Here is a 21,388-nt window from a genome sequence, read left to right as displayed (position 1 = left end):
CAAGCCCCGGAGTCCGATTCAGAAGATGTAGCGCCACTTAAGAATAGCATCCGGTTTCGTAATCGCGTTGCAATTATGTTAAAATCAAATTGACACACCTTTCATGATTAATTTGAAAAGGAGTTATTATGTGTGGACGCTTCACATTAACACTCGACCCGGGCGAGATTCAAACCCTGCTTGAATTGGGTCCTTTTGTCCATATTGTTCAACCCCGCTATAACATTGCTCCATCGCAACCTGTGCCAATCGTTAAAAACGCTGACACGCGTACAGTTGAGCTATACCGCTGGGGCTTGGTACCTTCCTGGGCGGACGACCTCAATATTGGGAACCGCATGATCAATGCCCGCTCAGAAACGGTTCACGAAAAGCCTTCCTTCCGATCAGCATTCAAGTATCGTCGCTGCCTGATTTTGGCAGATGGGTTTTTTGAATGGCGGGCTGAACAGAGCGGCCCGAAAACACCCTTTTTGTTCAAATTGAAGAACGACAATCCCTTTACCTTTGCCGGGTTATACGAGCACAAAGAATTACCCGAGGGCGGCGAATTGCACACCTGTACGATCTTGACCTGTGAGCCAAACGAGCTGGTGCGTGATGTTCACAACCGCATGCCGGTGATACTGGATGAAAAGGCTCGCTGGACCTGGTTGAAACCGGATGCAGACCAATCGGTATTGCGAGCATTAATGGCTCCTTTCCCAGCAGACGCGATGAAGTGTTTCCCGGTGTCACGAGCGGTTAATTTGCCTGAAAATGACCGACCAGAGGTTGTAGAACCTGTGGCGGGCTAATTTGAGTTTTCAGAGGGATATTGGTTAAACAGTAAAAAACTCCTTCTTGACCGGTTTTAATTTTGTGGTAGAATTTTATTCGCTTAATCAAACGCCCTCATCGTCTAGGGGACCAGGACGTGGCCCTTTCAAGGCCAAAACCGGGGTTCGAATCCCCGTGAGGGCACCAGAGAACGACCCAACACAAGGGTCGTTTTTGGTTATTGGTTAGGTTCTCACCTGTTGTCAATCGATGTGAGTATAAAGCGAAAACCGGGGTCACAGTCTCCGTGAATTAAATAAAACGACCCAACCTGTGGGTCGTTTTGGTTGAGTTAATCAACCCTTTTGACTGTGGGTATCTTGTTCTTGTAGATTAAACCGGTAATGGAGCAATCACCGACGACGAGGTGAACGCCCAGGTGATGATGAGCGCGTTCAGGATTGAACCGGTGTATATGTTACCGGTAGCCTCATACAGAACGCTCCCCATGGGGATCATCAAAGCCAGCAAGAGGATTGTCGATTCGAGGTTGATTACAAACCCGACCAGCGCTCCGCCCGGGCCAACGAAGGGGACAAAGCCTGTGGTGAACAGGGGGATGTACTGGATGGCCATCAGCAGTAGCAGTGGTGGCAGTATGACAGCAAAACCGATCAGCGATTTGCGGATGATGGTATGTAGCCAGGATTTTCCAGGTGCAGGACGCATTTGGGCTTGCAGGAGGATGTTGAAATAGATAAATGCTGCCAAAAACAATGGAAAATAAAGCAGCATCATCAACCAGCGGTAAGGCGTCATATCGCTGAAATAGGGGAATTTGTAACGGAAGTCAATCATCAGAAATGCTTCCGGTAAGGCTTGCAGGATATAGACAAATGCAAACAGGGCGAAAGCCAGCAGAAATGTCCGCCATACCATAGACCAGCTCAGTTTGATGCGGTTTTCATCCTCTGAGATTCCGAATTCCTTGAAATTGACCTCTGGACGGGAAGCACGTTCCTTTTTCACCCAACCGCGGAAAACTAAATAGCCAATGATATTTTTTAATAAAAACCAGAAGATGACCCCGTTGACCATCATCATCGGGAAAACACGGTCAATCGGCAGGACGTAGACATGGAATCCAAAGATGACCATGACAAACGCAAGGAACAGCAGAGACAGCAGCGCGTTGAGGGAATAGGCTTTTTTGAAGGTCTTTTTGTCGTAAGTATAGGTCTGGTAAGGCGCCTTGACGAGTTGTGAAAATGGCCGGACGCCGAGCAGAAGGATGCTGGCAGGGAAAACGCTGAACAAGCCGGCGAGCATAGCCACCAAAGAGCCGATCTCCTTGATGCGCCAGATTTGCTGGTTTGCGGGGATAGAAAGCGGCACCTTCGGGTTTAGGGCCTGGCTGAACCAGGTCACTGCTTCAGCGATGGCGCCTTTGTCAAAGGATTCGCCGACATGGGTGGTACGAGTCATGTGCACGCGCCTAGCACTGCCGTCAGAAAACTCACCATAGGTGGTGTCGAAGGCGGGTGAAGAAAAACCGAAGGCGGCTATTGTTTGAGGGGTGTGCATCCATTCAGCTTCAAAATCCCGCGTTCCGGTCATACGCTGGCGGTATTCATCAAATTTGCCAAAAATCATCAGCATGTTGGAGGGAAGGTTTGTGCTGGCATCCTCCAGGTAAGCAAATCCTGAAAATGAAATTGCCTTCACATTCGGGTTTTGCATGGCAGCCAGGTAGGTCCATTCTCCGCCCAGGCTATGGCCGGCCAGCCCGCAACGCTCAGCATCGACAAAAGGAAGATTTTGTAGATAGGCAAAGGCGGAATCAGCGCCATAGGTGGGGTCAAAGCCAGGTTCATTTTCGGAAAACTGGTTGTCAGAATTCCCTCTCCCGAGTGCATCCAGGGTGATGGCTACAAAACCGCGTCGGGACAATTCAATGGCATAGGGGTCAGAAGTCTCACGGTTGTTTTGATAGCCATGCAGGTATACGACCCCGGGCGCCGGATTCTGTGCAGTCACGTCCTTCGGTCGATAGAGTTTACCGCGCACAATCAACCCGTTCTTGTTGTGAAAAGTGATATTTTTGACCTCAACCTGATACCCGCTGGTCATGGCTGCGTGGGCAATCACCTGTGCTGCCAGGGTGACGATGACAGCAACGATTAATAACCATAGTGCAGTTTTACGCACTTTTTTATCAAAGATGAAAGATGTTGGCATGGTTCCTCCGAGAAAAGATGATAATTTTGGTGGTTTGCTTGCTGATAATAATCATAGCTTTTATAAGGCATGAGATGATTGGTCAATGAAAAATCATTTTCAACAGCCAGTTAATTCCAATATGGTGAGGGGACCCTGGGGCAACACGCAGGTGCGCGGCCCGTACTGTTTGATCAACTCAGGGATTGTATCGTTCGGGTTTTGGCATTGAAAAAGTTGGCTGGTTTTGAGCTGAGACTCATCCAGTCCATCGCTGTAGAGGAAAACGTCGGCATGTGCCTGAACTTGGGCTTGAATTTGAACCTGCCAGGAGTCCTGCCCAAAGAATTCAGGTTGAGATATTAATTCCTGTAATCCCTGCGGTGACCCGGCTTGTTTTAGCCACCTGGCAAAAGCAGACTGGTCCGGCAGGCCTTCTTCGCAGGCCGCCAGCATGAGTATGCACCCGCCCTTGCGAACGGCGTTTTTTGCTGCTGCCATACCTTTAACGCACTGGTACAAGTTTTGATCCAGGGGATACCCGCTATTTGAAGTGATGACCAGGTCATAGGGTTCAGAAATATTAAACAGGCTGGTCTCCCTGACGAATTGACATCCCGATTGATGCGCAGCAATCACATCACCCGTAAACACACCGGTGATGCGATTGTTTCGATCGAGGGTTACATTGACCAGGAAAGTGTTTTCGATGCATTCGGCAGCCGCTTTTATCTCTTCCCAGAGCGGGTTGCCAAGTGTTTTATTGAAGGTTGCATTCGGGTGGGTCACCATTGCGGGATTGTGATTGTGGAAAACTGTTTCTGCGCCAGCCAGGGCAGGGAGGATAGCCTTCGGGCCTCCAGAGTAACCCGCGAAAAAGTGCGGTTCAATAAAGCCCGTAAGGATAATGAGATCTGCTTCGAAAAGCTGACGGTTGACCATAACCGGGCGCTGAAGACCGGGGGATTCAATCTGGACCAGCTGGGATTGATCGTAGGCATCGTGCTGCAGGCAGCGGTAATTGGAAACGATGTTTTCACCCAGCATTTTGATCAATTCTTGGCGGGTTTGGAGGCGATGGGTCCCCAGTCCATTCAGGAGGGTAATGTCCTCACGTTTAACCCCATGTGCAATAATTTCTTGAAGGATCACAGGCAGCAGGCGATCGTTAGGAGTCGCCCTGGTGATATCACTGTGAACGATGAGCACCCGCATCCCTGGTTTGAGGAGCTCATCGATTGGGTTATGTTGTATCGGGTTGTAAAGGGCTTCCTGGATCGCCAGGGCTTCGTCTTGGAATGCAGGCCTATCCCTTACGGTGTAAATGGCGGCTCCCTTGGGCGTATCGATCAGCAAGCCATTTTGTCCATAATCAATTTTTGTTTTAATTTTTGGTTTATCCTTTTTGTATGAAGTCTGACTAATGATATCATGAAATTGGAGAAAACCATTGTGACTATTTCAGATCGTATTTGTTAATTTGACAGAGAACAAAAAAATAGGCGTGAAACATTAGAAGGTCGACATGTTTCCCCTCATGATCTGATGGGGTAGAATGAAAACGATTTGACCGAAGCAACCAGAGTCGCTTTATGAGTGAATATCACTTGATCCCAGCCAGACGGGTTGAAACTGAATTAATCGACCGAAATTCACGTTTTATTACCAATGCCGCTCCTGCATTCAGCGTCGAAGAGGCGCAAGCTTTTATTGACTGTGTTCGAAAAAAGCACCCTGATGCCAATCATCATGTACCAGTTTACTTAATTGGTCATGGCAATGCAGTCATCGCCCACTGCTCTGATGCTGGTGAGCCTGCTGGTACTGCGGGACGGCCGGCTCTGGCGGTTTTGCAGGGGAGTGGTTTGGGGGATATTGTTGCAGTGATCACACGCTATTTTGGGGGGACGAAATTGGGGACAGGAGGTCTGGTCAGGGCGTATAGCGACAGTATACGGATAATGCTGGAAGAACTCCCACTTGCGAAAAAGGTGGCCACTACGACGATCATGTTCGTGGTGCCCTATTCATTTTTTGAGCAAACAAAGTTGATGGTCTATAATCATGATGGGATGATCATGGACCAAAATTTCGGTGCCGATGTCACATTGACCGTTCGGTTAATCAACAAACACCTCGCCTCTTTCAAGGATCGGATGGATAACCTCACCCATGGGGGAATCGAATTTATCACAATCGAGGAACGAGAAAACACCATCATGCCCTTAAGAAATAAACAGCGTTGAGATCAACGCTGTTTGCTTTTTCAACCGTTCAGAAATTAAAGGTGTTCTTGAACCGTGTACAGGCGCTGATAGAGGCCGCCTTTTTCGATCAGCTCATGGTGTTTCCCCTGTTCAATAATGGTGTCGCCACTTAAGACTACAATCTGATCTGCGTTGCGAATGGTTGACAAACGGTGGGCAATGATGATCGTGGTGCGACCTTTCATTAAACGCTCCAGAGCTTGCTGGATGAGGAGTTCGGTTTCAGTATCCACTGAGGATGTAGCCTCGTCCAGTATCAGAATGGGTGAATTTTTCAATACGGCGCGAGCAATGGAGATACGCTGACGCTGCCCCCCTGAGAGTTTTACGCCGCGCTCTCCGATGACGGTGTCGAACCCGTTTGGCAAGACAGTGATAAAGTCATATGCATTGGCAACTTTTGCTGCCTCAATCACCTCTTCATCGCTGGCTTTCGGGTTGCCAAAAAGGATGTTTTCACGAACGGTGCCATGAAACAGAAATACATCCTGCAATACGATGCTGATATTGCTGCGTAGCGCATCGATGTTGAATTCCCGAATATCGATCCCGTCCACTTTGATCGATCCGGATTTGACATCGTAAAATCGCGGGATCAGGCTGACGAGGGTGGATTTGCCGACCCCTGTTGGCCCCACCAATGCGACGACATGGGACACTGGGATATTCAGGTTGATATCGTTGAGCACAATTTCATGATCGTTATAACTGAAACTGACCCCTTCAAAACTGATCTCTCCGCACATTGGTTTGGGAAAGGGTTTAGGATGTTCCGGTTCCTTAACATCGGGAGATTCTTCCAAAAGCTCTTGAACCCGGTCGAAACCAGCGAGGGCTTCCTGTACCTGTTCCCATGACATGCCCAAAGCGCGGATAGGTTGGTAGAACATTTCAAGGTAAAGGAAAAATGCCACCAGGTCTGCCACAGACAGACTGCCCTGCAACGCCATTTGACCACCGAAAAATATCACCACAAGTTGACCGATTGAGGTTGAAAAGTCAATAAAGGGTTGGAAAATAGCCATCAGCTTCAGTGCGGTCAATAGGGAGACGCGGTAACGTTCAATGCCAAGTTCCACGCGTTCGAGTTGCTCGCTCTCCCGATTAAAGGCCTTGATGTCCCGGACACCTGAGATGCTGTCATTGAGAACGGCGTTCAATTCACCGACTTCATGCTGCCGTTTGCGAAAGGCTGGTCGGACAACTTTTGAAAACCCGATCAGCGCCAGAATCACCAGCGGGATTGGCGCCATGCTGTACAGAGTCAGTTTCCAATTGATGCCGGTCAGGACCGCTGTAATCGCGAGGAAAGTGAGCACGTTGACCACCACATCTGGAATCGCGTGGGAGATCATGCGCTCGAAAAGATCCGTATCGTTGATGATGCGGGACATTAATTGACCGGTTTGTTTGTCTTCGTAAAACCGCAAGGAAAGCTTTTGCATGTGTTCATATACGAACTTACGTGCATCAGAGACAACACCCCATCCAGCGATATGTGCCATGTAACTACGGGTGAATTGCATTAGCCCGCGCGCAAGGAAGGTGATCAGGGCGACTAACGCCAGGCGACTGACCGTACTCAACGTATCCTGAGTTAGCTGGCTTTCAGTAGTTACCAGGTCGATCAAGGTACGGATCAGCCAGGGAATTAACAATTGTGCGGCAACCAGGGTCAGCATGCTAAGGACGGTGATTGCCAACGCCCAAAAATATTTCTTTGAAAAACGAAGTAACAATTTCATAGCCTGAGAATTATACACTCTGGAAGCAATAATTACAAATAAATCGATATATTTTTATTGCCACTCAATTAAAATGGAAAAATAAAAGAAAAAATAAGAAATCAGCCCAAACTTGGTAAGAATAATTTCATTTATAAAATTAAAAAGTATTCCTACCGGAGTATGCCCTGATTCCGAGCCACATTATTTACTCTGTGGAAATATTAAAAAATGATCACAAGCATGAAGAAACCGCCTTGTGAGGCGGTTCCTTCATGCATAGAGAAAATTTGGAGGATATAAAAGGTCTGTCGATTAACGAGACGTTGACTCAAAGATTCAGTAATAATTCTTATCAAGCCTGTGATCGGAATTCTGGCGTGGATTCACTGCTCTCTCTTGTAAAAGCTGTTATGAGCAGGCTTGATCCATTATCGAGAAACGGCAAACACCATAACTGTCAAACCAAACGGTCTGAGGTGGTTTTACGCTAACTCGTAAATATGGAAGGCGTCACCCATCAGATCAACGACCTGGGTGGTTGCAGAAACGATCATCAGCAATTTTACTGGTATATCCTTGTTGGAATTTTTCAATACTGTCCCTTTGTAACTTGTTAGATGCGCTGTGCCGCCCTCACCAATAATGAGTGGCTTTTGGTTTGGCAGATGAACTTCAAGCTCACCCTCTTTGACGTAGATAAAGGTTTCTCCTTTTTGAAGTTTAATTTCCGCATTCTGTGCTCCGGGGGGGATGAAGGTCAGAAATGATTTAAAAGAGAGATTGTCCTCAGAAGAGAGCGAGAAGAAGGTGGGCTTGGTGTCCATGTGCGGCCCACTGGCTGAATTTAGCTGATCCTCCTGCACGATGTGTGCATCTTCTTCTTCAATATCCTGAAAGATTTGATACAAGCGCACATCGTAGTAATTAGCCAATTTGAGGAGGTTTTCAACAGAAATCGATGCCTTGTCGCGTTCAATCAGTGAGATGAATGAAATTGAAAGATCAGCTCCTTCTGCGACTTCGTTGAGTTTGAAACCTTTGTGGTGGCGTAATTCCCGTAATTTTTGTCCTAAAGTTGACATATTTTACTCCTTTCATATTATTTACATAATATTACCTTTAAAATCAAGAAAAATGAATAGCTTTTTACAATAATAAAAAGGTTAACTATTACTGACAACTTGCCTGTTCACGAGTAAAATGTTAATATGAATCTGTCTGAGACAGAAAGGATCAATCGATGACAGATGAGATGAGACCAAGCCCAACGATCGAAGATTACCTGGCTGTGATTTATACCCTTGACCGCGATGGCGAACGGGTGATTGGCGCCCGCCTGGCTCAATCTCTGGACGTTTCGGCGCCGACGGTGACGGCTACACTGAAACGAATGGAACGCGATGGGTGGATTGTGTTTGAAGAGGACAAAGAAATCAAGTTGACGGATACTGGCAAGTCCATCGCGATGAGCGTCATCCGGAGGCATATGTTGACGGAATGGATGCTTGCCAGGGTGCTGAAACTGCCGCTTTCGGAAATTCACCGCGAAGCCCATCAAATTGAGCATACGCTGTCTCCTGAAGTTGAAGAACGACTGCAATCAGAGATGGACGATCCCATGTTTTGCCCGCATGGAAACCCGCTGCCAGGTTTTGAAGACGAAGCTCGCCACTGGCAGCCCCTGACAAATTTTTTGCCCGGAGACCAGGTTATTTTGCGTCGGATCCACGAAAACCTGGAGAATGATTATGATCAGTTATTCTTTTTGGAAAACAACGGCTTGAAACCCGGCGTATTGATCCAGGTTGAGGAAGTACTGCCGTTTAATGAGACCATGCAGATCAGCATTGATCGGCATCCTGTTATTCTGGGGCTTGTTCTGGCTGAACAGCTTTACGTGGAAGGCCCACAAGAAAAGCTCTGATCAAATGGTGACGGCGATCATTTCGCATAGTATAAGGGTATGTTCTTTCAGTGCGGGATATTCATCGTACTGTGCAAAGATCCCTCCGATGCCACCGTATTTAACAGCCATAATCTCGGGCTTACGCCAACAGCCGGTGTGGATTTGATCAAACGCCCCGTGGAAGACGCCCCAATTGGCATCACCCCGTTCAAAGTGGTCGGTCAATACGCCCTCGCGGGTTTTGCTCTCGGTGATATACATTTCAACCGGGCGCTCAAATGTCAGGGCTCGGATATGGTCATTGACATCTACAGCCGCGCGTCCCGCTGTGACCCTGGCATGGGCTTAATCCAGCGGCAAGCATCCCCTCTTAACCCGGGCGTTTGATCCGGTCGATTTACATTGCATTTTCGTTCAGCAAACGGATCGGCTGAGTGGAATAATTAACGACAAATATGATTAAGGTTGATGTGTTTCAACGTCGAAGGAATCGCCGGGTTGCCAGGCAGGCACACACGCAGCCAGGAAGACCAGGTCTTCATCGCCGTGATTGAAGACCCGGTGCACGTCCATCGGTTCGATCAGGACGGATTCCCAGGGGTGGAGGATGAATTCAATCCCGTTGATTAACATGGTGGCTGTACCGTAAAGGATCAGGTAGGATTCGTCGGATGTTTTGTGGAAGTGGGGTTGGCAAGATTTTCCGGGCGGGATGGTGACGCGTGCCAGGCTGTGACTGTTAACGCCACCGGCTACGAGCCCAAGCAATTCCTGGATGATTTCACCGCTGGGGGTGTGGATGGGTTGGGGATGGTCTTGGTTTTTTATCGGTTTCATTGTTGTGAAGGTGATAGGTGATAGCTCGTGACTGGTAGTTGGTAGCAGGGAACAGGAATCAGGTATCAGGTAGCAGGAAACAGGGCGTCGGTCGAAGCGCTTGAAAGAGAAAATAAGCGCAGTACACCGATTCTTAATCCCTGCTTCCTGATTCCTAGTTCCTAATTCCTAACTCCTGGTTCCTTTCTTATCAACAGACAGCTGTTCGCCTTATTGAATAAGGGGCATAAATAAGACGTATCCAGCCCGCTGCGAGATTGTGTCAATGTCTTCATCCCTCATATTCGACAATAATACCTTAAGCGTGTAATGGTAGGTTTCGCCCAGCTGGATGTTCGTATCCGTAAAGGTGTACTCGGTCTGACCGGGCAGCATGGGCAGCAGATCGGTGAGCTTGATGCTGATGCCGTCACTGCCGCTGCGAGACAGGTTGAAGCCCAGGATATCGTAATCATTCGCGGTCGTTTCCCAGAACAGGCGGATTTCCTTGTTGTCGAAGTCAAATTCGCTGCTAAATTCGGGGATGCGGACGCTGGTAGGTTTGGTGGGTTCGCTGTGGCAGCCGATGATCTCTTTTGTCTCGGGGTCATACTGGATGACCAGGTACCAGTTTTCTAAATCCCAAGATTCTGAATCTGTAAAGACGCCCACGCCGGATTCGTCGGTTGTTGTTGAGAACAGGTAGAAGTATCGACCGTTGCTGGCATTGTTGCTCGAATGCCCGGAACCGTTCTGGCTTCGGTAAACATGGTAATACCCGGGTTCACCCCAAAACATTACGGTTCTTTCCTCCCCGTATACCGGTTGTTCTTGAATGGTCGGGCAGGCAGCGCCTTCGGTGGTGTGGATGGGCACAATGCCATGATCTGTGATTGACTGGGTTATTACCCAGCGAGGAATAGTGTATTTCCATATTGTGCCTGACCAATCTTTTCCCAGGCCGCCAAAAACCATGTAAATTGGTTTATCTCTATTAGTTGGTGGTTCGTATAAAAAATTTTCAATTTGTATCTGCCATCTGACAAGATCATTTGGGGGGATGATTACCTTTGAGTACCCAAGATCTTCACCATCTATACAGTTGGTATTATCTTCGGTTAATATCTCATATGGAATTCCGTTATCTTCATCCCACCAAGCTACCCAATTCACGGTGCCTTCTGGCGGTGGCGGGTCGCCCTCTGCCTTTCCTGCCAGCGTGCCATAATCGAAGACCGCACCTGCGATCACCTGGAAAACCACTGCTGTGGTTAATACACAAGCCAAAATTAACGAGAAGAAAAATTTCTTATTCATTGGTTCAAACTCCTTTTTACCTGAACTCTTGCGAAATTGATTGACCATCTATCACCTAATCTACCGGCCAGACCACGGAATGTCCGTCCTTAATCTTAACTTCCACCCGGTAAGGGTAACCAAAGCGGGTGGTTGAAGAATGGGGTCGGATATAACTGGTCAATGATTGAGCTACAGGGTTCCAAAGCGCAATGGATAACACCTCAACCTCACCACTGGCACTGGCTTCGATCGCCTCAGCCAGTTGGGTGGTATTGGTAATGGAAACCATATCCAGAGGCTGCAGGATCCAGTTGAAATCCGTAGTCGCTGTTTGATAGAGGGTGTAAGTATCCGGGGTGATCTCCGGCAATTTACCCACCTGCGCCCAGATCACGCTTCCGGATGTAACTCCATCTATGTCAATTTCCACTCGATAGGCTTGTTTGCTGAAGATGTCAAAGCCGGGGGCAATTGTTGTATACACATATGAAGTGAAAGTCTGAGCCACCGGGTTCCAGGTACTTATGGTTAATACATCGACCGAGCCTGTGTACAGGTTGTTCTCGATGTGATTACCGAGATCCTGGGCTTTAACAAGATTCGGGTTATCAAAAATCAGTCCGATCATTGAAAAATCCGTCGTCGGCGTCTCAAACAGCTCGAACTCAAACTTGCCGACCTGCCAGCTGAGCGGGCTTGCGAAATCATTTTCGCAGGTGAGCTGCAGGGCGTAAAACCAATTGTCGATCACATCGCCCAAAACCTCATCATCGTAGGTGATCGGGTCACCCGTCTCATCAAAACCGGTTGTGATTTCAAAATCTGCTTCTCCAAGCTCAAAATAGGGCAATTTTGATTTATGAAGCACATAACCCTCAATCCCGGAATTTACAGCGGGTTTTGGCCACTGGAGCTGCACGGTGGACGCGTCCAATCGGATAATATCCAGATCCAGACCGGCGTCCGTGCTGAAGGTCGTGGTGATCTCGGCTGCCGGGTCTGTGAACACTACCGGCCGACCGACGAGGAAGCTATCACGATCGGAGAACTCGGCCTTTTCGATCGCGACGGGTGTGTCAACCGCCAGCGCCTTCGCTCGGAATCGGATTTTGGCCACATCGCCAGCTCCGCTGACCGGTTCAGCCGGGCGCTTCTGCGTGGTAGCATACTGAATTGTGCCGGCTGTGTTATCCGCTTTGTTGACAGCCCAGTAGCCGGCATCAAACCAGCCCGCCACGGGCTCAAGGTTGATGCCTTCTGAAAAGGGGTCTAAAGGATCATCTAAAATCAAATCCACCACTTCTAAGATGTCCGGGTCGAATGCAAGCGCTATATCCAGCGCGTACAGGTCGTGCATGTTTGCCAGATGGATGTACACGTCCAGGTAGCCACAGCCGTCGATCGTCCAGGTGTCTGGAGATTCAACCCGGAGAGAGACCTCGGCTTCTTTGGTGAAGGTCATCTGCACATTGATATAAGTTTCATCGTCATTGGCATCGGTGACCCAACCGCCATAATGATAGGTCGCCAGAGGATAATCCTGGCTCACCCGCAAGGGGATGCTGTCACCAAAAGCTTCTTTGAGGAGCCCATCAAGCAAATGAAACTCACTCCCACCTGCACTGACCTCCAGATAGAACATCGGTGTGCGGCCATTGAGAATATCCCACATGACGGCTTGCCAGTCACCCGTTGCATTTTCATCCACCCCTTTAGCTGCCCAGTAGGCCCAGTAGCCATCCGGGACGCGCAGGTGGTCAAAATAAAAATCGTAGGTTCCAACCTTTAATGCGGGGTTGGCAATCAGAGTTTCCACATCCAGGTACTTGTAAAAGGGCTTTGTACCGTCCAGCGCCACAGAATAGCCATCTGTCAGGGTGCCAATACTTGTGGACCAGCTGGTTTGGTTCTCTGATTCTTTCAGTATCAGTGTTTCAATCGGCCCGATTCCGCTGTGTACGGTTTCCGCCAGCCCCTTCGATGCCAAGACGGCTGTGATCATCACGCCCAGGAGCAGGACGGATATCCCAGTCCATTTCAACCAACCCTTCTTGTCTTTTTTCATCATGCCTCCTGTTCTTACTTCATTTTAGTATAACAGAAAATTGGGTACTTTTCCAGTCTGATTTCGATCGTCATAGACCGCATCACCCTACGGCTCGCTTCTTGCTCAACCACAGGTAAACCGCCAGCCCGCCGGCCACCAGGACCACAATCAGCACCGCCCACCAGTAGTCCAGAATCGAGCGGCTTGCCTGCGCAGCCCCCTCCTCAACCTCGGCAGCAACGGTGGTGGGCGGCTCGACCGGTTGTGACTCGGGGTAAGCCGTGTACACTTCAGGCTTCGACTCGGGGTACGCCATGGCGATCTCTGCCTCGCCCTCATCCGGCGGCTCGGTGGGGATTTCGGTGGGCGCCTGGGTGGGGATTTCGGTCGGTGCCAGGGTGGGAATCAGGATGACCGAACCCGGGTCCTGGGTGGGAATTGAGGTGGCGTTGATAATCGGTGCCCCCTGGGAAACCGTCACCAGCCCGTCCTCGGGCTCCAACACGACCTCCACGCCGTAACGGTCGGAGGCTTCCAAAAAGCTGATCTCCAGTTCGGTTTTGCCCTCTGCCCGGGCTAGAAAGTACACCACCAGCAGGATCCCATCGCCCGATACCGGCTCAGCCGGGTTGACCTGCGACATCGCAAAGCGCAGCACGCCTTCCTGGTTGTCGATCGTGTTATAGAGCAGCAAGCCGGCTTCCAAAAAGGTGCTCAGCCCAGCCTGTACGCCCTCCATATTCGGATCGGCATCCTCAGCCTGCAGGATGGCGGGGTCAAAGCGTATCTCGATATCGACCGCGTACAGGTTTTCAACGCCGCGCACCTCCACGGGAAGCTCAAATTGCGCCCCGGGCTGCACTTTGATGTCTTCAAATACGCCGGCTTTTGCCACCTGAGCAAGCACAGGCTCCTGGGGTGCGAAAACCAGTCCCAGCAGGATGATAACGAGCAACACCGACCTTAAATTAATGATTTTCATAACAATAAATCCTCCTCATGGTGTTTGTGGCGCGAGTTGCGTCGCAGCAGGATCAGAAGCATCACGCCGATCGCCAGCGTGGCGACAATCAGGACGCCCCACAGCAGACCCACCAGCCAGCCATCCTGCGGTTGAGCCTGGGCAGGCAGGGCTTCACCCGGTGACTCAGCGCCCGGGGGTGACGGCACAGCACTCTCTGGCAGCGGCGCCAGGTCCGTCGGTGCGACCTGGGTCCTCGGGGCAGCCGTCGCAATAGCCGGGAGGGTGAGCGCCTGTTCGGGTTGGGTGACGACCTGGCTGGCAGTGGGCGCTCCTGTGCGGGTGGACGGGCGCGTGACGGTGGGCGCCAGCACGCCACTGGTCGTTGTGGCGGTTGGTGTAGAGGTTGCCCTGGCTGTTGCGGAAAAGCTGGGTGTGAAGGTGGCGGTTGGGGTTGAGGTGCGGGTGGCGGTGACGGTCGGCGTGCGGGTGAAGGTGGGCGTCAGGGTGTAGGTGGGCGCGGATACCGCCGTGACCGTCCCGTGCGCCAGTTCGGGGATCACCTTGTTGCCGAATGGATCGGCGAACTCGGCGCGGTCGATCGTCACGTTTGTGACGCCCGGCGCCAGGGCAGTAAAGGTCAGGACCAGCAGCACCCCATCTCCCGAAACGGGCGGAGAAGCCAACTGCGTGGCTGCCAGGCGCAAGCTGCCAGGCTGGTTCACCTCGCTGACCACAGCCAGGTTGGTAAAATAACCGCCGTGCGACCAGCGTTTGAGCACCAGCAGCGAGGGGTCGTAAGCAATACTGACGTCAAAGGCGTTCAAGTTGACACCTCCGACGATGATCAGTTCGATGGCAAGGTCGCTGCCCACCGGCACCTGAGTGACCGGCGGCTGGACCGTAACCAGGGTCCCGCCCTGGGCGCGTGCAGGCGCTGCCAGGCTGGCAATCAACAGGCTGAGGCTCAGGGCGATGATCCAGCGCTGCCAGGTGGGTCTCTTTTGCATGAATATCATCATAACTCATAATTATTTTAGCTCATCCCACTCGCTTCGCTCGGGGACTTCGTAGCTGAAAGCTCAAAGCTCAAAGTTCAAAGCTCAACCCATTTCGCATAGTCAATGAGATCGTCATTCACTATTCACCATTCACTATTCACCATTCATCCATTGCGCATAGGCTTCATCGGTGGTCAGACCGAAATTGCCGGCTGCCAGCGCCAGGTCCTGCAGGTTGACGACGCCATCCCCGTTGATATCCGCGGCGATGCCAGCACCCGGGGAGCCGAAAGCCGCGCGGATGGCGTCCAGGTCCGTGGTGTCGACGCGGTCATCGCCGTTCACGTCCCCGCCCAGCAGGTGCAGGGGCGGCAGGGTCAGGTCAGCGGTGAGGGTTACTTGCAGGGCGGGGTTCAGGTAGCCATCCAAACCCGTGTTGAGTGTGTAGGTATCATTCACCACCTGGTCAAAGCGCAGGTTTATCCCAGGAAGATTCTGGCTGAGGGCTACATAAGGGCCAATCTCAAAAAATGCACCCGGACTTAAAAATACAGATGCGCCGGAGGGATTCGCCCGTCCTTGCAGTAAAACCCGGCCGCTGAGCGTCGACTTCGGCAGGAGCGTCGGGTCGTAAACCGCAGACACGCTACCATCCTGGCAGACAAAGACCGTTTTCTCACCGGTAGGGGCGGAATACCTTGCCAGGGCGATCGCGACCGGGGAAGTCCCTTTCCCCACCCCGCTGAAGGTGACCTCTAATAGAACCCCGTCCCCGCTGACCGGGCCCCCGGCAAAGCGCCCATAAGCCAGGTAAAAATGGCCCGGAGGGCTGGTTTGCTCAGCCAGTTTCCAGTTAAATACACTCACCAGCTCGCCCAGCGCCCAGCTTTCAAACTTGATGACCGAAGGATCATACGCCAGGGTGACCTCAAAACTTTGCATGTTGACCACATTGGCTGCCACCAGTTCCAGGGTGATGGTGTTGCTGTTGTTGATGATGATGGTGCCTTGCGCCGGAGAGACGACCAGGGTGGGGGTCTGCTGAGCCCGCACTGCCCGACCGTGGCTAAAGGCGACCAGAACCAGACCCAGAAAAAGGATCAATAATGAAAGCGATGGTACGGAAAATGTGCTGCGTCTCAAATCTAAACCTTTCAATGCCTGCCCGAGGGGCAGATGCCAGTTCAGTGCAGGATCAATGGCAAAAAGACTGAAAATTCTGGTCCAGAACCCGGTGATTTGACTGTGCCATGTAGAACCTCACAAGGAATCTCAAAACCATCGCGGTCCGATAGCAAAATGTGCTCAATTTCGATATCAGAACCGGCGGTGGCGCCCAGCAACGTAATTTCGAAGGAGAATAACACGCCAGACCCGCTCTTGGATGGCGTGTCCATGCCCGACTGGCTCATATGGTACTGGATGATACCACTGTCGTTGTCGATTAAGTTGATTGGTTCCCAGCCGGGCTCTAAAAAACTTCCCAGGGTTAAATCTTCAGCGGAGATTAAATCGGGGTCAAAATGAATATCCGCTTCAAAGGCAAACAGCGCTTCCACAGCGTCCACCCGAATTTCGATCGTCGCGCGATCGCCCGGCTGCAGGGTCACCTGCGCGGGAGACACGCGCACCCGGGTGTCAGCCTGCGAGTGCGCCGAGTGAGTGGTGGAAAAGGGCAAAAAAATCGCTGTTAATACGAGCAGAAGCAAACATAAACGCTTCATCGAATAAGTCCTGTCCGGCTCACCTGCCAATCGATCGACAGGTGAGCCCGTGTTTTGTTGTTCAATCTTTAAATCTTGCAGGCCGGGTTTTTTAATCCAACCTGCAAGAAGTCTAAATCAGGGTTACGGCATCCATTCCTCATACGCGCCTGCCGAAGTCAGGCCGAAGTTACCGCCGACCAGCGCCAGGTCCTGAATGTTGACCTTGCCGTCAAAGTTCACGTCCGCGTGGTTCCCGCCCGTTGGGGTGGTAGAACCAGCGCCACCATAGGCGCCACCAACGAGACCCGCATCAGAGATGTCGATCACATTATCAAATGTGCCGTCAGTATTTTTCCAGTAGGCGTTACCGCCAAACAGGTGCAGCAGTGGCAGCTTAACGTTACCATTCAGGTAGATCGTCATATTCAGACCCTCATGGATGTTCAGGTAGCGCTCCTGCAGCGTGGTGATCAGGTAATCGCCACCGCCCAGGCCTTCAAAGAGCAGGTTGTCGGTGATGGTTGGGCCGGAGAGTTCGGTGAAGTCGCCGAAAATCAGGCTGGTCAGCGTCATCGGCACACCGGAGCGCAGTGTGCGACCCTGCATCGAGACCGTGCCGGTCACTGAGAAATCGCCTGCGTTGACCACGACTGTAAATTCCAGTCGTGCCAGCTCCCAATCGGTGTCTTCATCAACCAAAGTGATCTCAACCTCATATTCACCCGGCTCCTTAAACGTCACCTCGCATTTCGTTATTTCTTTATAGGGAGCGGTGAGCTCAAACCCATCAGGTGGACCCCAAGTGCCGACCAGGTTGCCTTGACCATCTTCCGAAAGCAGGGCATTATACGGATTATCATCTTCGTCATAACATACGAAGCTGTAGATATCATCCAGCTTGGCATCTTTAACGAAGATGTAGATCAGTGTGTGCTCAAATACACCGCCTTCTTCAGGATTTTCCAGGGTGATTGTGAACTCACGCTCTATGCCGACCGTCAAGGGGTCGGTCAGGCCGTCCTGCGAAAGCTTCGGCAAATCGATCACTTCCAGGTCGTCGATGCCCAGCAATAGCGTCGGATAGACGTTGTTGGTTGGGCCTTCATCGCCCTGCTGGTGGGCAAAACTGAAGTTGGTGTTGATATATCCGATAGCCAGTTCTTTGCCAAAATTAACACCGGACAGCTTGAATTCAAACAGCGCCTCGTCCTCAGCGTTCACCGGTGTTGTTACCCCTGTTTCTGAGTACTGGAAGGCATAAATCACCAGGTTTCCTTCACTATTAACTGAAGCGCCAAAATTAGAAAATCCACCGGATAGAAGTTGGCTGAAAGAACCAGCCACATAGGACACCTGTTCCGGCAGGGTCAGGGTAAATTCCATGCCCTGGATATTGGCGAGGCTGCCTTTAATGGTATAGGTGATGTCTTCACCCTTGACCACTTGGTTCGGGTAATGTGTGCCGGAGGAGACCAGGTACAGATCCACATGGGTGTGATCATTTTGCCATTCCACGCCAGAGCTGAAACCATCACCGACTTCAGCGCCCTTGAAATGTCCCCAGGCGTTGTAGCGGGCGTCGATCGCTGCTGTGCCTGCTTCGATGCCGTTGCCGTCGTTGTTATGGAACAGGTTGCCCTGGATATAGTTGTGAAATCCGCCAAGGCCATCGGTGAAGAATACGCCGTTTCCAGTTGCAGTGGGGGTACCCTTAATATCGTGGATGAAGTTATTCACCAGCCACACGTTGGAAACTGCGCCTTCAAAGTGAACGCCGTTGCCGGGGGACATATTTGTACCGTCAATCTCCAGGTTGATCAGTTCGAAGGAATCCACGCCTGCGCCGACCACCACACCATGCGAGCCGGGGTAACACACCGCACCCAGCTTGCTTTCGGCTTCAATGGTGATATCGTTTGCATAGACCTCGAAGCAGGGGGCATTGTTACCAAACTTAGCACCATCCGCCAGGTTGAAGACCAATTCATTTTGCCCTTCTGGAATGACAATGCCGCCAGCGTGCGTGCCCTTTTCGAAGGTGAACTCGGTGCCGGGCGCCGCACAGGCGATGATGGCGTTCTTTTCAGCGCTGCTCATTTCCACAGGGAAGGTGTAGGTGCCAGAAACAGGCGGCACATCGGTTGTGGTGGTCATTTCTTCATCAATATACCAGGGGCTGTAAACGACCTGTTCGCCTTCAACCTTTGAAGGCCCACAGGGTGAGCCAAACCAATTGGGTGAGGCATTAAAAACATGACCGCTTGGTATTACACTTTCATCATCAGCATAAACACCAATATCAATATCATTATCATAAATTTTATTCAGATTTGCCGAGGAATTTGATGGGCCTGCCGCGCCCCACTCAAAGGATTCTGCAATACCGATTTCACAGCCATGTAACGTGTTGCTGGTAATGACGGTGTTGATTGCATCGGCATGCACCCCAATACATTCATCGCTATCATAAACGGTATTCCCTGTGATCTTCACTCCCGTTGTCGAGGCATGTCCAAAGATTGAGCCGCCCGAAGCAACAATTCCCGCATCGGAATCAGTAACCTCGTTACCTTCAATGACGGCATTGTTTGCAAGGTAGGCTAAAATCCCACTGGCAGCATAACCCTCAGTGCCGGTATAGTGGGCACCCTCAACAAAATTGCCTTTAACCAGGGCGTTGTCACCAGTTACCTGGATGCAGTTGCCATGAACCGGATGACCGGTTCCAATAACTTTGTTATTTAAAATACGCGGTGTGGTGCCAACCCGTTGTGTCCATGATTGGGTAATACCTACCATTTTCCAGTTCTTAACAGTAAAACCATCAAATGTGACCGTGCCCATGTCTTTGACAAAAGTTACGCCAACGCTATTCGGGTCATCAGGAACGTCAATGATCGTATCATCCGCCCCGTCGGTGGACTGCACGGTGATACTGGGCTTGTTCAGTGTAAGCGCTTCGTTGTAGGTGCCGGGACCGACATGTACTTTTCCACCTTCGGGCACAAAACCAATCGCTTCCTGGATGGATCCGCCTTCAGCGACGTACAGCTCAGAGCAGTCTGCAACGTAGCACCAGGGGTTTTCGTAATAATTCCAGGCCAGCTTTCCGGTGCCCGTTTCATTATATTTGCGAGGTCCTTCAGGACGATTGTACCAGTTGGGGCCAATCTTCACCGAGCTGCTGCCAAGCTGAAGATTTCCATACACAGCCCATTCTGTCCCCTTAAAACGATTATACAGGATGGTCAGATTGCTCACATAATGAGAATCCCACAGTGAGATGTCGTTTCTCTTATTGCCTTCAAAATCTGAGGACAGGATTTGAACACCATTGACTTTAGAGTCTTCAAAAGGAGCTGCAACCAAAATACCCGTTGTATTCCCTTTGAACAGACTGTCTTTGATAACGATATTACTGCAATCACCTAATTCCCACTGGTTGATCGAAATCCCAAATTCATAATCAGGAAGGTTGTTTTTACCATTATGGATTACTGTGAGCTGGTCAAAAACAGCGTCTTGAATATGGTTGGCATTAATACCCTTAGCGGTGTTGCCTTCAAATTTTGTTCCGCTGACAAGGATGTTTTTAACCGGGCCGGCTGTTCCTGAGGCAAAAGAAAGCCCAAAACCAAAATTTTCATTTAAATCACCGTTCCAACTAAAATGACCACCCGTGATGGTGAGCGCATCCGTTCGTCCACCGAATACCGCACCATGTACACCGCCATTTTGGATAAAGGGGTTTTTAATCACCACTTCGGTAAAGATCGCATTAGCGTCAAAATGCAGGTTGTCCGCTTTGCCGCGATAGATCCGGACGTCTTCCAGTTCAATTTTTTCAAAGGTTCCGCCGGTCTGCCCGATTCTGACCGGATAATCTGCAGACCAACCCGATAAGCCACCGGACACGTTGAAAAAGCCAACGCCCTGGATCTTTACCGGCCCGAGCGTAACACCTGATCCCGCATTAATCGCAAGGCCGATGGAAGACCCTTCGGTAAATATAATCCTGGTTGCATTTCTGCCCGCGCCGATCAAGGTGATGCTTTTATCAATCGTCAGGTGAACGCCGCCAGCCGCAGCCGGAAAATAATCGCCCGCGGCGATGTCAATCGTGTCGCCATCCTGGGCAGCATCAATCGCACCCTGGATATCACCGTAACAGCCGCCTGTTCCTCCCGGATTAACGCAAAGCGTGGCACCCTGTACATGGCTCCCGGGCAGCAGCGCCAGCAGCACGGCTACGGCGATCAGCGCGCCCAGGGTTTTGAATAGTATTTTTCTCGTATGCATTTTCTTAATCCTCCAAAAAATTGCTAATTTGAGTTGAGTTATGTGTTTTCTTTCGTGTGTTGGCTTGCCTGGTAAGTGCACCTCCTTTTTTTGGTGATTAGGAATCAGGAATTAGGAAGCAGGTATCAGGAATCAGGGAGCAGGGAGCAGGTTTGCCGTCCTCTGGCTCCGGTCCTCTGTCTTCCGTCTTCAGTCCTCTGTCTTCGGTCTTTCGTCCTCCTTCCTCCATCGCCGGTCCGTTATCCGCTGTGAACGATCCGCATCTTTAACCAACAAACGCGCGCCCCCTGCGCACGCTTTCCTTCCGGCATACGCGGAAGCAGACCACCGGTCAAGGTGGTGTTAACAATCCTATCGAGAAAATTGAAGTGCCTGCCAAATCC

16 protein-coding genes and 1 tRNA gene are annotated in these 21,388 nt (G+C 50.7%); 5 read left to right on the top strand and 12 right to left on the bottom strand.

All coding sequences use genetic code 11. The annotated features are described in order from the left end of the window. Positions 1 to 128 precede the first annotated feature (128 nt). On the top strand, positions 129 to 797 hold the full coding sequence (locus CFX1CAM_RS07940) for an SOS response-associated peptidase (protein WP_087862508.1): 669 nt from the start codon (positions 129 to 131) through the stop codon (positions 795 to 797). A gap of 93 nt (positions 798 to 890) precedes the next feature. Continuing rightward, positions 891 to 966 (top strand) — tRNA-Glu (locus CFX1CAM_RS07935). A 186-nt stretch (positions 967 to 1,152) separates the two neighbouring features. Here CFX1CAM_RS07935 and CFX1CAM_RS07930 read toward each other — a convergent pair. Beyond that, positions 1,153 to 2,997 carry an alpha/beta hydrolase gene (locus tag CFX1CAM_RS07930; protein ID WP_087862507.1) on the bottom strand — a complete coding sequence of 615 codons (1,845 nt, stop codon included), beginning with the start codon at positions 2,995 to 2,997 and terminating at the stop codon, positions 1,153 to 1,155. A gap of 99 nt (positions 2,998 to 3,096) precedes the next feature. After that, positions 3,097 to 4,353, bottom strand: coding sequence for a nickel-dependent lactate racemase family protein (locus CFX1CAM_RS07925; protein ID WP_269457049.1), 1,257 nt, complete (start codon positions 4,351 to 4,353; stop codon positions 3,097 to 3,099). A 215-nt stretch (positions 4,354 to 4,568) separates the two neighbouring features. On the opposite strand from CFX1CAM_RS07925, the gene CFX1CAM_RS07920 reads away from it, so the two are divergent. Further along, complete coding sequence (locus tag CFX1CAM_RS07920; protein WP_087862505.1) at positions 4,569 to 5,222, top strand: IMPACT family protein; 654 nt, start codon at positions 4,569 to 4,571, stop codon at positions 5,220 to 5,222. Between the two features lie 35 nt (positions 5,223 to 5,257). On the opposite strand, the gene CFX1CAM_RS07915 is transcribed toward CFX1CAM_RS07920, so the two are convergent. Continuing rightward, positions 5,258 to 6,988: an ABC transporter ATP-binding protein gene (locus CFX1CAM_RS07915; RefSeq protein ID WP_087862504.1), complete on the bottom strand. Its 1,731-nt coding sequence runs from the start codon at positions 6,986 to 6,988 to the stop codon at positions 5,258 to 5,260. A 464-nt stretch (positions 6,989 to 7,452) separates the two neighbouring features. Further along, positions 7,453 to 8,052 (bottom strand): helix-turn-helix domain-containing protein, encoded by a 600-nt coding sequence (locus CFX1CAM_RS07910; protein WP_087862503.1) that lies wholly within the window; start codon positions 8,050 to 8,052, stop codon positions 7,453 to 7,455. A gap of 158 nt (positions 8,053 to 8,210) precedes the next feature. Here CFX1CAM_RS07910 and CFX1CAM_RS07905 point away from each other — a divergent pair, with 158 nt between their 5' ends. Beyond that, entirely contained in the window at positions 8,211 to 8,894 is a 684-nt protein-coding gene (locus tag CFX1CAM_RS07905) for a metal-dependent transcriptional regulator (RefSeq protein ID WP_087862502.1), read from the top strand. Positions 8,895 to 8,933: 39 nt separating this feature from the next. Beyond that, complete coding sequence (locus CFX1CAM_RS11410; protein WP_157891798.1) at positions 8,934 to 9,263, top strand: hypothetical protein; 330 nt, start codon at positions 8,934 to 8,936, stop codon at positions 9,261 to 9,263. Between the two features lie 72 nt (positions 9,264 to 9,335). Here CFX1CAM_RS11410 and CFX1CAM_RS07895 read toward each other — a convergent pair whose 3' ends face one another. From CFX1CAM_RS07895 to CFX1CAM_RS07860, 8 genes are all read right to left on the bottom strand, one after another. Continuing rightward, positions 9,336 to 9,713, bottom strand: a complete 378-nt coding sequence (locus CFX1CAM_RS07895; RefSeq protein ID WP_087862500.1) for a cupin domain-containing protein — start codon at positions 9,711 to 9,713, stop codon at positions 9,336 to 9,338. Between the two features lie 210 nt (positions 9,714 to 9,923). Beyond that, positions 9,924 to 11,009, bottom strand: a complete 1,086-nt coding sequence (locus CFX1CAM_RS07890; protein ID WP_087862499.1) for an immunoglobulin domain-containing family protein — start codon at positions 11,007 to 11,009, stop codon at positions 9,924 to 9,926. Positions 11,010 to 11,064: 55 nt separating this feature from the next. Next, on the bottom strand, positions 11,065 to 13,056 hold the full coding sequence (locus tag CFX1CAM_RS07885) for a cohesin domain-containing protein (RefSeq protein WP_087862498.1): 1,992 nt from the start codon (positions 13,054 to 13,056) through the stop codon (positions 11,065 to 11,067). An 82-nt stretch (positions 13,057 to 13,138) separates the two neighbouring features. Then, complete coding sequence (locus tag CFX1CAM_RS07880; RefSeq protein WP_087862497.1) at positions 13,139 to 14,020, bottom strand: cohesin domain-containing protein; 882 nt, start codon at positions 14,018 to 14,020, stop codon at positions 13,139 to 13,141. Continuing rightward, positions 14,017 to 15,009 (bottom strand): cohesin domain-containing protein, encoded by a 993-nt coding sequence (locus CFX1CAM_RS07875; protein ID WP_162287671.1) that lies wholly within the window; start codon positions 15,007 to 15,009, stop codon positions 14,017 to 14,019. The genes CFX1CAM_RS07880 and CFX1CAM_RS07875 overlap by 4 nt, the downstream gene beginning before the upstream one ends. Before the next feature lie 144 nt (positions 15,010 to 15,153). Continuing rightward, a complete protein-coding gene (locus CFX1CAM_RS07870; protein ID WP_087862495.1) occupies positions 15,154 to 16,143 on the bottom strand; it encodes a dockerin type I domain-containing protein in 990 nt (329 codons plus the stop codon). A 41-nt stretch (positions 16,144 to 16,184) separates the two neighbouring features. Further along, entirely contained in the window at positions 16,185 to 16,724 is a 540-nt protein-coding gene (locus tag CFX1CAM_RS07865; RefSeq protein ID WP_087862494.1) for a cohesin domain-containing protein, read from the bottom strand. Between the two features lie 123 nt (positions 16,725 to 16,847). Further along, positions 16,848 to 21,005, bottom strand: coding sequence for a dockerin type I domain-containing protein (locus tag CFX1CAM_RS07860; RefSeq protein ID WP_087862493.1), 4,158 nt, complete (start codon positions 21,003 to 21,005; stop codon positions 16,848 to 16,850). Between the last annotated feature and the right edge of the window lie 383 nt (positions 21,006 to 21,388).

The sequence above is a fragment of the Brevefilum fermentans genome, from assembly GCF_900184705.1.
In the GTDB taxonomy this organism is placed as follows: domain Bacteria; phylum Chloroflexota; class Anaerolineae; order Anaerolineales; family Anaerolineaceae; genus Brevifilum; species Brevifilum fermentans.
The sequence above is the reverse complement of the archived record's forward strand: the minus strand, read 5'-3'. Positions and strand labels throughout refer to the sequence as shown.